This window comes from Paraglaciecola sp. QJM3NY_14 (genome assembly GCF_056173245.1).
Genome location: NZ_CM149664.1, coordinates 582,606 through 595,780 on the forward strand (window position 1 = coordinate 582,606; position 13,175 = coordinate 595,780).

A 13,175-nucleotide genomic window follows, 5' to 3' on the forward strand; every position below is an offset into this window, starting at 1 on the left:
CTTAGTATTGGCTAACATCTTGACGTCATCAGGGGGGAAATGACTAGTCCCTGATGTTGTGTTTGATGTCCTTCTCTTGTCTCAGCAGGGCTTTAACATCGTTAATCAGTCTGGCCAAAGTCGAGGGTACCTTGTCAAATTGTTCTCGCTTCAACTGGCTCTCTAATTCTGAACAACTGCTATGCAGCGCTACCGCCCCCGTATAACAGCATACACCGTGCAGTGCATGCACAACTTGTTGCAGTTCATTGTGTTCAGGGGACGCCTGTAGCCGTTCAAATTTGCTTTCGAATGAAGGAAGTTGCTTAATGAATTGGTTGAACAGATCTCTGGCAGCGTCAACATTTTGATTGGCGCGTTTGAGTGCCAAGGGCCAATTAAATACCTCAATGTGTTCGTCTTCTTCCATCCCTTGATGGCACCAGCGATTAATCAAATCAACTAGGTCGGAAAGGTCGAGAGGTTTTGGCAAATAATCGTCCATCCCACTATTTAATAGGCGCTGCTGTTCTTCCTTAAACGCATGGGCCGTTACTGCAATAATGGGGGTGCCGAAATTAAGTTTCGTTTCTCGAATTAGTTTGGTTGCTTGTAAGCCATCCATATTGGGCATTTGCACATCCATCAATATCAGATCAAATTCGCTTTCTTTGCATAAATTGACTGCATCTTGACCACTGAACGCGAGTTTAAGCTCAAGGCGTGATGGCTTAAGCCACGTGCTTAACAAGCGTAAATTCATTTCCATATCATCTACCGCCAGTACGGTAACTGCAGGCAAATCTTGCAAACGCTTCTGCAACTCATTAACCGGTGCATGCGTGGGCTTGTGCATAATTTCTTTCAGCTTACCTGGGGTCAGAGGTAAGCGCAGTTGAGGGGTAAATTGCCCAGTAAATTGAGAAAAGCGGCAACAAGAGTCCTCGCCTGAGCACAATAACACCTTATGTTTAGCTACAATGTTGCTTGCGCTAGAAAAGGCCTGTTCATTGGCGGCTTGATTATGTGGGTGTATGCAAAATATCATGCAATCAAAAGCTTTTGTGCAGGTTTGCAAAAAGGCAATTGAGTCGACACTGGTGACAATTGCCCCCAGGGATTTGAGTAATTTACTGGCAGTGAAGCGCGCGTTGGGGTAAGGCTCGTACAGCAATACCGTTTGATCTTGCCAGTCGCTTTTTGGCGAAATACTGGGTTTAGTGTTTAAAATGTTCATGCGAACAGTGACATTAAAAGTACTGCCTTGACCAGGGGAGCTTTGCAGCGACAATTGCCCGTGCATTAATTTGACTAACTCTTTACAGATAACCAAACCTAGCCCAGTGCCTTGGTAAGAGCGATTGAGCGCATCATCAACCTGTGAAAATGCGGTAAATAGCTTGCGCTTATCTTCTCGGCTTATACCGATACCCGTGTCTTCAATTTTAATGTTTAACTCAAAAATACCATGCTCTAATACTTTACCAGACGCCGCTAAACCAATGTGTCCGGTATCGGTAAATTTCAGGGCGTTGCCCAACAAGTTATTGAGAATCTGGCGTATTCGATAGCTGTCGCCTATCAGCTTGAGTGGCAATGGCTCTATGTCATACACAAACTCAAGGCCTTTTAGATGAGCGGATTTGGCCATCACGCCTATCATCTCTTCGAGTAACTCGTTTATTGAAAAAGGATGACTGTTAATTTGGAGTTTACCGGCTTCAATTTTCGACACATCCAGCACGTCGTTAACTATGGTCATCAGGTTGTCAGCGGCAGCGTTAATAATGTTGATTTGGTCGCGTTTATCGGCAGAAAAATCGCCTTGTTGCAACTCTTTACTAAAACCGAGGATTGCATTGAGAGGAGTTCTAATTTCGTGGCTCATGTTAGCCAGAAACTGAGATTTAACGTTGCTCGCAGCCACTGCCTCTTTACGAGCAATATCTAGTCGAACGTTTTGTTCTTCCACTAATTCAATATTGTTACGTAAATCATTGGTTGCTTGCTGTACTTCAATCTCAAGTTGGTGGCGGCTTTTGTCCATCAAGGCCAGTGAAAATAATGCGGATTCAAAGAACACACCGAACTGAAAACAATAGGTAGTGAAAAAATTAGAGGGCAGCATATCCACTAAGCTAAACATACCTATTAATGCGCATGTGGCTAAAATACTCCATGCGAAAATAAAATAGCGCGCGGCATAAAACTGATTTGAGTAGCTTTCGAACCCAGCATAGGTGTAGCAACTAATGGCCAGCATACTGACAACATACACGGCGGCATTTTGCCAAACGGGCGGAAACAAATTCACCATAGAGCATAAGCCCATTAACGCTAAAAGCCCGATGCTGACTTTAATGAAGGGAAGTGTTTTAGGTGCCGTAACTTTGGCTTCTAAAAACACAATCGTGAATAACCCAGAGCCAATACCAATCAGCACAAAAATGATGTCCGTATGCGTGTCGAACCAATGCGATAATGCTTGGGGGAGCATCATATTGGCGTGCCCGCCCCACACGAATTGCCAAACAATGACTGTGCAGATATACCCAACATAGGCCAATAAACTAGACTCACGAAGAGCAAAATAGACCACCAAATTGTATATGGCTAAAATAATCAAGCCACCGTAAAATAACCCCCACAACAAGCTATCATAAAAGCTCTGCATTTCGTGAGAAGTACTGGATTGGATGCTAATGGGTGCAACTAAACTGCTATGCTGGCTCTGCAAGCGCACAAACAATTCAACAGTTTGTGCATAGGGCAATTCGACTTTCATCATAGGTAAGCGATAGTGAGTTTTCATGCCTAGCTTGCCCTGAAAACTCGAAGCAAGAATCTGCCCATCTTGCATCAGGTACATATCGACATTATCAAGCTGCGAAAACGCAACACTGACCACCCATTTGTCTGTGGTAGTCACATTACTCAAGGTGGTGTATAGCCATACACCGTGTTCAGAAAAACCATAATTGGGGTTGCCGCCTGAGTGCCAAACAAACTGGGAGAGCATGTCTCGGGCTTGTGTCACGCTGAGCTCAATGCCGTCTTCTTGCATGACGCTGATAGATGATGACAGGCTAACTTCCTGATCTTTAGAGATTAGTTGCACAAGACTTTCGACTTGTTGGGCATTGCCAGTTGATACCCCCCCCAAGGCCATCAAGCAAACCAACAGAGCCAGCCAAAGCTGCATAGGGTGTTTTAAAAAGTCGTGAAGCCTCAAAGTGTCTCCTGCACAGCTAGAATTAACCCAAAGGCCCGTCGAAAATATTTTGCTAATTGGCGACAATCTTTGTAGTTAACATAGATATCTTTATAATTGTTATGTTCTTACCATCACTGGAAATAATCTATGATACTTCGCCGTTTGATTCTACTTTCTTTTGTCAGTTTTGCTGGCATAGCTAAGTCGTTACCGTTAGAAAAGCTCTCTCTACCTACTGGGTACAGCATTGAAGTCTACGCCTCAGATGTCAAAAATGCTCGCCAGATGGCGCTCAGTGATAACGGCATTTTATTTGTTGGTAGCCGAGACAGTGGGCTTTTAACTGCTGTTGTGGATAAAGATCAAGACGGCAATGTGGACGAGGTACTGCAAATTGCCAAAGATTTAACCATGCCCTCAGGGCTCACCATCAAAGATGGTGACTTATATGTGGCAGAGGTCAGCCGAATTCTGAAATACGCCAATATTGAGCAGAATTTTCGCGAATTACCTGAGCCTGAAGTGGTCATTGATGGCTTGCCTGATAAAAAACACCATGGCTGGAAGAACATTGATTTTGGGCCAGATGATTGGTTATACGTTCCTGTTGGCGCGCCATGTAATATATGTGAAACCAATGGCGGTGAGAAGTTTGATAATCCTGAATTTGCCTCGATTTTAAAATACAACTTAAAAACCAAAGAGCGAGTTTGGGTCGCAAAAGGGGTAAGAAATAGTGTGGGGTTTGATTGGCACCCGCAAACTAACCAAATGTGGTTTAGCGATAACGGCCGCGACATGATGGGAGACGATATTCCACCGTGTGAAATCAATCGTGTTGACGAGATAGGTGCTCACTATGGTTACCCCTATTATCATGGTGGCACCATAGCCGACCCAGAGTTCGGTACAGACAAAAATGCCGCAGACTATGTTGCACCCGCATTGAATTTGGGCGCGCATGTTGCGCCATTAGGTATCCATTTTTACCATGGTGATATGTTTCCAGCAGATGCCCAAAACAATCTGTTTGTTGCTGAACACGGCTCATGGAACCGGAGCAAAAAGTCTGGTTACAAAGTCATGCGAGCGATATTGAAAGATAACGAAATTGTTGAATATCAACCTTTCATTGAAGGCTGGTTGCAAGCGGATGAAACATCGTGGGGGCGCCCAGTTGCTATGCTTACCATGCCAGATGGTAGCTTGTTAGTATCCGATGATTTCGCGAATGTTATTTATAGGGTAACCTACCAGAAGTAATCCACTTTTTACGTTTAAAGCGGGAGCGAAAACGTTGGTTTTCGCTCCCCAACAATAATAACAGCGGCCGATATAGCACACTATGAGTCAAGAAATCATTATCAATAAAGACGGTATCGAACAGCTTCCGATGCGTCAATTCACCGAAGAGTCTTACCTCAATTATTCCATGTACGTCATCATGGATCGGGCTTTGCCCCATATCGGCGACGGATTAAAGCCAGTGCAGCGGCGTATTGTGTACGCCATGTCAGAACTTGGCTTGAGTAACAATGCTAAGTATAAAAAGTCGGCGCGTACAGTGGGGGACGTATTAGGTAAATTTCATCCCCACGGTGATTCTGCCTGTTATGAGGCTATGGTATTGATGGCGCAGCCATTCTCTTATCGCTACCCGCTGGTGGATGGGCAAGGAAACTGGGGGGCGCCAGACGACCCTAAATCATTTGCTGCCATGCGTTATACCGAATCTCGATTGTCTAAGTTTAGCGAAGTGCTGTTGACCGAACTTGGACAAGGTACGGTTGATTGGCAACCTAACTTTGATGGCACGTTAGACGAGCCCAAAATATTGCCAGCACGCTTACCGCATATTTTGCTCAATGGTATTACCGGCATCGCGGTCGGTATGGCCACTGATATTCCGCCACATAATGTACGAGAAGTGGCCAATGCCTGTGCCCACTTATTGGATAATAGCAAAGCGGAATTACACGAATTATTGGAGTTCGTACAAGGGCCTGATTACCCCACTGATGCTGAAATAATCACCCCACAAAGCGACATTCGTAAAATGTATGAAACCGGTCGTGGCTCAATTAAAATGCGCGCTGTGTATTATGAAGAAGCTGGCGATATTATTATCACGGCGTTGCCACATCAAGCCTCTGGCGGCAAAGTTTTAGAACAAATCGCGGCCCAGATGCAGGCTAAAAAACTGCCTATGGTCAGTGATTTACGTGATGAGTCGGATCACGAAAACCCAACCCGTTTATTGATCACACCGCGCTCAAACCGCGTCGACGTTGAGCAATTAATGCAGCACCTGTTTGCCACCACTGATTTAGAGAAAAATTACCGCGTCAATATCAATATGATTGGGCTAGATGGTCGCCCACAAGTCAAAGACTTGCGCATGATTCTGTCTGAATGGTTGATATTTAGAAAGGACACGGTGGTTAGACGCCTGCAATATCGATTAGATAAGGTATTGGCGCGCTTACATATTTTAGAAGGCTTGATGATTGCCTTCCTAAATATTGACGAAGTTATTCGTATCATTCGCTACGAGGACAAACCAAAGCTTGTCCTGATGGATACCTTCTCGCTATCAGACATTCAAGCGGAAGCTATTCTAGAGTTAAAGCTACGTCATTTAGCCAAGCTTGAAGAAATGAAAATCAAAGGTGAGCAAGACGAACTGGCCAAAGAACGTGACGAGCTGCAACTTATCCTCGGGTCTGACCGCCGTCTTAAGACCCTGATCAAAAAAGAAATTTTAGCCGCAGCAGAAATGTACGGTGATGATAGACGCTCACCGATTATTGAACGTTCTGAGTCAAAAGCCTTGAGTGAGAAAGAGCTTATTCCATCAGAAGCTGTCACCGTTGTACTGTCAGAAAAAGGTTGGGCACGTTGCGCCAAAGGGCATGATGTAGACGTGGTCGGTTTGAGTTACAAGGCGGGGGATAAGTACCTCGCCAGCAGCAAAGGACGAAGTAACCAGCAAGCCGTATTTATGGATACCTCCGGGCGGGCCTTTTCCTGTGATGCCCATTTACTGCCCTCAGCCCGAAGCCAAGGTGAGCCTATAACGGGACGTTTTAGTATCGTCAGTGGGGAAAGCGTTGAGCACGTGGTAATGGGACAAGACGAGCAGCAATATCTGATTGCCTCTGATGCGGGCTACGGATTTGTCGGCAAATTTGCCGACATGATCAGTAAAAACCGAGCTGGGAAAGCTTATATTTCTTTACCTAAAGCCGCCAAAATCATCGCGCCTCAAGCAGTGCACGACTTATCCAGTGATTGGTGTTTAGCGATTTCCAATGAAGGGCGCATGTTAATGTTCCCGTTACGAGACTTACCCAGCCTAGGAAAAGGTAAAGGGAATAAAATTATCAGCATCCCTTCGGCTAAATCACAAGCTCGGGAAGAGTTCGTCAAGGTGCTCGCTGTCGTCCCTCAAGGGGCCAATATAAAAGTATTGGCGGGCAAACGCGGTATGACATTAACCGCTGACGACTTAACTCACTATCAAGGTGAGAGAGGACGTCGCGGCAACAAACTCCCCAGAGGCTTACAGCGTGTCGATGGTATTGAAGTTGAAGCGGCTACCGGTGTTAGCGACCAGGCTGACGATGCCGGTGAGTTACCTAATGAGCCATCCCTATAATCCTGCTTGATCGGCTATAGGTTTTTTCTATAGCCGATGGTTATTTCATAAAAGGAATATTCATGCAATTCGCCTTAGTCGCCTTCGCTTTATTCATCAGTTCTTTCGCCGCCATAGCAGAGCAAATCACGACCCAATATGGCTTGCTATCGGGTCAAAAAAACAATAAATCTCAGATCTTTTCATTTAAAGGGATCCCATTTGCTGCGCCGCCGGTGGGTGAGCTTCGCTGGCAGCCGCCTCAACCGGTTAGGGCGTGGCAAGGTGTCAGAGACGCGACAAAGTTCGCCCCTCGTCCAATGCAAAATCCCATCTATAGCGATATGCAGTTTCGCTCACAAGAGGTTAGCGAAGACAGCTTGTACCTTAACGTGTGGACACCGAACACAAGTGATAGCGCCAAATTGCCGGTGTTACTGTACTTTCATGGCGGAGGCTTTATTGCAGGCAGTGGCGATGAAAAGCGTTACGACGGCGCCTCTATGGCACAAAAAGGCATCGTGGTCGTTACAGCGAATTATCGGCTTGGTGTATTTGGCTTTTTCGCACATGAAGGTTTGTCTAAACAAACAGACTATCACGGCTCGGGCAATTACGGCTTAATGGACCAACAAGCAGCACTTAAATGGGTGGCCGAGAATATTCAACAGTTCGGGGGCGATCCTAAGCGTATAACGATCGCAGGGGAGTCTGCAGGCTCGATTTCCGTTTCAGCACTCATGGTGGCACCTTCGGCAAAACCATATATCGCCGGTGCAATTGGTGAAAGCGGCTCGATTGTTGGACCACCACTTGACCCGTTAGCACTCAAAGATGCCGAACAGTACGGTCAGAAAGTGGCAACGACTGCACTTAAAGATACTCCTGAGCAAAACGTAGTTCTTGCTGAAGAGCGCATTGCAGCGCTAAGAAAGATACCTGCACAAACTTTGTTAGATAAGGTCACTAAAGGCGGTTTCATTTATTTTAAACCAAACATTGATGGCGCCTTCTTTCCTGAATCACCTGATGCGTTATTCGCCAAGGGGACACAAGCAAAAGTGCCTTTGCTGCTTGGGGATAACTCGCAAGAAGGCGGCTATCAGCAGATCATGGTTGATGGGGCACCCACTGTTGAGCATTATGTTGATAAAATAAAACGCCTTTACCCAGATGATTTTAAGGAGGTGCTAAGCCTCTATCCTGGCGAAAATAGTGCGCAAGTTATTGCATCTGCGCAGGCGCTGGCCAGTGATCGTTTCATGGGGATAGCAACCTTCAACTGGGCTTATCAAAACGTTAAGACTAATACAGCTCCAAGCTTTTACTATTTTTATGACCATATTCGCCCAGCCATGATTGGGGCAAAGAACGTTCTGCCTGTGAATAAACCAAGAGGTGCTGTGCACTCTGCTGAAATTGAATACGCCTTAGGTAATTTAGATGCCAATCCATTATACGAATGGCAAGACGCGGATTATCAAGTTTCAGAGATTATGCAGCAGTACTTTGCTCATTTTATCAAAACAGGTGTGCCCAATGGGACTGACGACGCCAATCACGCTTTGCCTCATTGGCCACAATTTAGTCAGCATAAACGTATGGTGTTAAAGGCGCAGCCTAAAGTGGAAGACATTCGTTACCTGCAAGAGCGACATGCTTTTCATCGTCGCTATTACTTTGAAAAAGCCCAACTCGAAAAAGACAGTTTGAAAGGGATCATTGAAAAAAGCAGCACACCCCAGTGAGTTCGACCGTGAGCAATCAATTTAAGAAAGAATATATAGTGGTGGCGCAAAATGCGTCTGGGCGAAACATGAACGTGCCTCTGTATCGCTTTATTGGCCAAAAGCCAGGCCCTAAAGTGTACATTCAAAGCTCAATACACGGTGCTGAAGTGCAGGGAAATGTGGTGATCTACCACCTTATTCAACTGTTAAAAAAAATGCCTATTTGCGGCGAAGTGATACTGGTGCCCAATTGTAACCCAGTTGGCACCAATATAAAGGCGGGGGAATACACCTTAGGGCGGTTTGATCCTGTCAACGGTACGAATTGGAATCGTGGGTATTTTTACGATGCGAGCTTGATTGAAGATTTCGCACAAACAGTGCAAAACGATGAGTCTATCTCTCAAATTAAACAACGCTTTCGTCAGCAAATTAAGCATATTCTGGCGTCTAAACTGGAAGAGCCGTGGGGTATCGGCCTAGCACAACGGCTGAATTTAAAGTTACAGCAACTGGCCTTTGACGCCGATTTTGTACTCGATTTACATAATGGGCCTGTTTCTACGCGGCATATTTATGTGCCTGAATATGCGCAAAAATCGGCAAGTTTGTTCAATATTCCTCACGTCATATTGATCCCGAATAAATTTGCTGGAGCCTTGGATGAAGCAACTTTTTGCCCATGGTGGACGTTGCAAGATTTGGTTAGTCACAAGCGCCAGCAAGATGTTGACTTTGGGGTTGAGGCATTCACGCTGGAAATGGGTAGCCAAGAGGTAATTAATTTTTCTGAGGGAGAGTACGATGCAAACAGCATTTTATCCTATCTCAATGGAAAAGGCTGTTTATTACAAAGTGATATTCACCCAGAAGCGATGCGTCGAGTGGCCACCTATTTGAAGAACTACAAGGTTTTATATACTCAACAAGGCGGTATGGTGGAATATTTAGCCAAGCTGGGCGACGTTGTGAAAAAAGGCCAGCCGCTAGCTAAATTACTGAATGTGGATGAACTTGATACAGAAAATGCCACTGAATTGGTAGTGGCACAATGTGATCTTATCCCCATTTTGCACTTTCCTTCAGCTTCGATATTGAGTGGTACTCAGCTATACAAGTGCTTTACTCACTACTTCGAACTTTAAACAATTAGTCGCCGCTTTTAGGTCGTACCTTGGGGGTAAAAAGTAGGTAATTGTTGTGAGCATCTGTGCTCGTAAACTAACGCGCTTTCAACATGGTTCACTTCAGGCCTAGCGGTAAGTTGGTTAAATACAAAATCTCGCAAATGACTAGAGTCAGTCACGGTGACGTGCAATAAAAAATCGATGTTGCCACCCATGTGAAATACGCTAAGCACTTCGGGGTGAGGTAATAAGTCAGTAACAAAGTCATCTACCGCTAAACGGTTGTGATCAGACAATCGAATCGAAATCATCGCTTGTATATGACCGCCTAAGGCATTCAAATCTATCTGTAACGATGCGCCTTGAATGATCTCATCTGCTTGCAGGCGCTTGATACGCTCAAGACAAGATGAGGGCGCTAAACCCACCCGTTTAGCTATTTCTTTATTGGTGGTACGAGCATCTTCGTACAAGGATGCAAGAATATCCAAATCTATGCTGTCTAGGGGCCGGCTATTTTTCTTAGGCATCATATGCTCTCTATGGATAGGTACTGTAAATGACGAGTTACACTACGTGAATAGGCATCAGGCTTCGCATAGGTCAATTGGGTAAAAGAGTGTCAGAACGTGTGGTAAGGGCAGCATCAATGCTGGTGCCTTACATTAGCCCAATAAATAGCTTAAGCATGGGCTCCTATCGATTTGATTTTTAACGTTGCCTAGCAGACAAGATGAAAGCTAGGCACATACACTACTACTAATTCATCGCCAACATAATGCGCTTGCTATTAGTCAGTAACTCAAGTTGCTCTTTTGCCACGAGTTCGAATGCGCTGCGCTCTTTCTTGGCGATAGGGAGTGCTTTAGGCAAAGAAACGGTTCTAGGGTTGCGATGTACGCCATCCACTAAAAATTCGTAATGTAAATGCGGGCCAGAAGCTAACCCTGTAGAGCCAACAGTGCCGATAACATCGCCTTGCTTAACAGTTTGTCCCACTTTGACTTTACGCTTGGTAAAGTGCAAATACTTGGTCACGTACTTTTCACCGTGTTGAATAAAAACGTGATTACCATTGTATTTATCGTATGAAGAGCGAATAACCTTACCATCGCCAGCGGCCATTACGGGGGTGCCGCGATTTGCTGCGTAATCTACGCCACGGTGGGCTTTCCAGCGTTTTTGGACTGGATGAAAGCGACGTTTTGTGAAACTAGAGCTGATGTATTTAAAGCTAACCGGTGCGCGTAAAAAACTTTTACGCATACTACGCCCTTCTGGGGTGTAGTAATTGCCATCAGAGTAACGGATAGCGGTAAAGGTGTTGCCACCGTTGATAAATTCAGCTGAAACAATATCGCCGTATTCTACGAATTCACCGTCTATGTATTTTTCTTCAAAGACAACATTAAAATTGTCACCTTGGCGAATTTCTAAAGCAAAATCGATATCCCAGCCAAATATCGCCGCTAGGCTCATGATTTGACTTTCAGATAGGTGGGCTTTTACACCCGCATTCCAGAAACTGCTGTTAATCTCGCCTTGCGCATAGTTCAAGCGGGTATCGACTTTCTTTTTGTCCACGCGAGCGGTGAGTTGATTTTTTTCATCAGGATGAATAAGTAGGGTTTCGGTATTTGAAAACGCATAACTTAAGCCAGCAAATGAGCCGTTTTCATCAACTTGCAGTGATACGAGTTGACCAGGGCGGATCTTTAAAAGCATTTTAGCGAGTTCGCCAGCACTGCTCACATTATAAGTGTCGCGAGCGGACAGCCCGGCGCGCTTAAAAATCTTGGCCAGCGTATCCCCGCGCTTAACTTGATAAGTGTTCCATTCAACGTCATCGCTAACGTGTTCTTCACTGCTGACCGATAAATGATCTGTGCTAATAGGCAGTTCGTAGCGTTTACCGATCTCTAATAAAGCGGCCTCGGTGTTACGAGAAGCGCTGGCACGGTCTGATGGGAATAGGGCAAGAATAAGCACGATAGACGCGAGGGAAGCAACCGCCCACTTATGTGCTTTAGGTAATTGTGAAAAGGCTTTTTTTACCACAGGAAAATTCAACTCATACAACTGTTAAGTGTGCAGAATATAATGATTGAACGGGATTTTCTAGAGGAAGGTCGTTTTTTGTACATCTTTAGTATGATATGAGTATAAGAATCCTTTGATTAATCCTTATACGCCCTTTCAATAGCAGACGCTGCAACGTAAAATAATCGATTAAATTTATTCGTATTATCATATTTATAAGGGTTCAAAATGGCAGATTGGCAAAGCGCATTTGCTGAGCTTCAGCGTGGTGCTGAAGAAATATTGTTGGAAGAAGAACTGATTGCCAAGCTAAAAGAAGGCAAACCGTTAAAAATTAAAGCAGGCTTTGATCCTACAGCGCCAGACTTACACCTAGGTCATACGGTTTTAATTAATAAACTGCGGTCTTTTCAGCAGCTTGGGCACGAAGTTATTTTTCTGATCGGTGATTTCACCGGAATGATAGGTGATCCCACAGGCAAAAATGTTACTCGTAAGCCATTGACCCGAGAAGACGTACTAGCGAATGCTGAAACCTACAAAGAGCAGGTATTCAAAATTCTTGATCCGGCTAAAACCACGATCCGTTTTAATTCAGAGTGGATGGAAGGCCTAGGGGCCTCTGGTATGATCAAGTTAGCCTCAAGTCAAACTGTGGCACGTATGTTAGAGCGAGATGATTTTAAAAAGCGCTATGCCAACGGCCAGCCTATCGCTATTCATGAGTTCTTGTATCCGCTCGTTCAAGGCTGGGATTCTGTTGCCCTTGAGTCTGATGTTGAATTAGGCGGAACAGATCAGCGTTTCAACTTATTGATGGGCCGTGAATTGCAAAAAGGGCAGGGTCAACGACCACAAACTGTTTTGATGATGCCGTTGCTTGAAGGGTTAGACGGCGTACAGAAAATGTCTAAGTCCCTTGGAAACTATATTGGTATCACCGATTCACCAAGCGATATGTTCGGTAAAATTATGTCGATTTCAGATGATTTGATGTGGCGCTACTATGATTTACTTAGCTTTAAGGCCATTGAAGAAATTACGCTTTACAAAGAGCAAGTCGCTGGGGGCACGAACCCAAGAGACATAAAAATTGCGCTGGCTAAGGAGATTATTGCGCGTTTTCACGATGATGCTGCTGCAGAAGCCGCTCACCATGAATTTATCCAACGCTTCCAGAAAAATGCCATCCCAGATGAGATGCCTGAATTCACTTTTGAGGCAGGTGCAGAAGGTATGGCTGTTGCCAACTTGCTTAAAGAGGCTGCTTTAGTGGCATCGACTTCAGAAGCGATGCGCATGATTAAACAAGGCGCGGTTAAAATGGACGGAGAAAAAGTGGCAGACCAAAAAGCCATTTTTACCTCGTTACAAGAAGCCGTTTTCCAAGTGGGCAAACGCAAATTTGCGCGAGTGACGCTAAGCTAAGTCCAATAGGCGGTTTGCTC

Annotated in this window: 8 protein-coding genes; 5 read left to right on the plus strand and 3 right to left on the minus strand. The window is 45.0% G+C overall.

The features are described 5' to 3' along the window. Positions 1–43: 43 nt before the first annotated feature. Positions 44–3,181, minus strand: coding sequence for a hybrid sensor histidine kinase/response regulator (locus tag AC0VYA_RS02550; protein WP_475491022.1), 3,138 nt, complete (start codon positions 3,179–3,181; stop codon positions 44–46). 159 nt (positions 3,182–3,340) lie between these two features. Between AC0VYA_RS02550 and AC0VYA_RS02555 the strand changes: the two genes are divergently transcribed. The 4 genes from AC0VYA_RS02555 to AC0VYA_RS02570 all read left to right on the plus strand — a co-directional run bounded on the left by AC0VYA_RS02555 (position 3,341) and on the right by AC0VYA_RS02570 (position 9,705). Beyond that, a complete protein-coding gene (locus AC0VYA_RS02555; protein ID WP_011573421.1) occupies positions 3,341–4,456 on the plus strand; it encodes a PQQ-dependent sugar dehydrogenase in 1,116 nt (371 codons plus the stop codon). A gap of 82 nt (positions 4,457–4,538) precedes the next feature. Next, the gene (gene parC / locus AC0VYA_RS02560; protein ID WP_475489954.1) at positions 4,539–6,851 is read left to right on the plus strand and encodes a DNA topoisomerase IV subunit A; all 2,313 of its coding nucleotides are present in this window, start codon (positions 4,539–4,541) and stop codon (positions 6,849–6,851) included. Positions 6,852–6,913: 62 nt separating this feature from the next. Beyond that, positions 6,914–8,578, plus strand: coding sequence for a carboxylesterase/lipase family protein (locus AC0VYA_RS02565; protein WP_475489955.1), 1,665 nt, complete (start codon positions 6,914–6,916; stop codon positions 8,576–8,578). An 8-nt stretch (positions 8,579–8,586) separates the two neighbouring features. Further along, the gene (locus AC0VYA_RS02570) at positions 8,587–9,705 is read left to right on the plus strand and encodes a M14 family metallopeptidase (protein ID WP_475489956.1); all 1,119 of its coding nucleotides are present in this window, start codon (positions 8,587–8,589) and stop codon (positions 9,703–9,705) included. Positions 9,706–9,722: 17 nt separating this feature from the next. Here AC0VYA_RS02570 and AC0VYA_RS02575 read toward each other — a convergent pair whose 3' ends face one another. Next, positions 9,723–10,220, minus strand: coding sequence for an Lrp/AsnC family transcriptional regulator (locus AC0VYA_RS02575; protein WP_475489957.1), 498 nt, complete (start codon positions 10,218–10,220; stop codon positions 9,723–9,725). A 226-nt stretch (positions 10,221–10,446) separates the two neighbouring features. Next, complete coding sequence (locus AC0VYA_RS02580) at positions 10,447–11,745, minus strand: peptidoglycan DD-metalloendopeptidase family protein (protein WP_475489958.1); 1,299 nt, start codon at positions 11,743–11,745, stop codon at positions 10,447–10,449. 210 nt (positions 11,746–11,955) lie between these two features. Between AC0VYA_RS02580 and tyrS the strand changes: the two genes are divergently transcribed. Continuing rightward, positions 11,956–13,155, plus strand: a complete 1,200-nt coding sequence (gene tyrS / locus AC0VYA_RS02585; protein WP_475489959.1) for a tyrosine--tRNA ligase — start codon at positions 11,956–11,958, stop codon at positions 13,153–13,155. Positions 13,156–13,175 lie beyond the last annotated feature (20 nt).

Bases quoted from the DNA above. Each gene is read 5' to 3' on its own strand.
- AC0VYA_RS02550 (WP_475491022.1), bottom strand. From the start codon at position 3,181: ATGCAGCTTTGGCTGGCTCTGTTGGTTTGCTTGATGGCCTTGGGGGGG.
- tyrS (WP_475489959.1), top strand. From the start codon at position 11,956: ATGGCAGATTGGCAAAGCGCATTTGCTGAGCTTCAGCGTGGTGCTGAA.
- AC0VYA_RS02575 (WP_475489957.1), bottom strand. From the start codon at position 10,220: ATGATGCCTAAGAAAAATAGCCGGCCCCTAGACAGCATAGATTTGGAT.
- parC (WP_475489954.1), top strand. From the start codon at position 4,539: ATGAGTCAAGAAATCATTATCAATAAAGACGGTATCGAACAGCTTCCG.
- AC0VYA_RS02555 (WP_011573421.1), top strand. From the start codon at position 3,341: ATGATACTTCGCCGTTTGATTCTACTTTCTTTTGTCAGTTTTGCTGGC.
- AC0VYA_RS02565 (WP_475489955.1), top strand. From the start codon at position 6,914: ATGCAATTCGCCTTAGTCGCCTTCGCTTTATTCATCAGTTCTTTCGCC.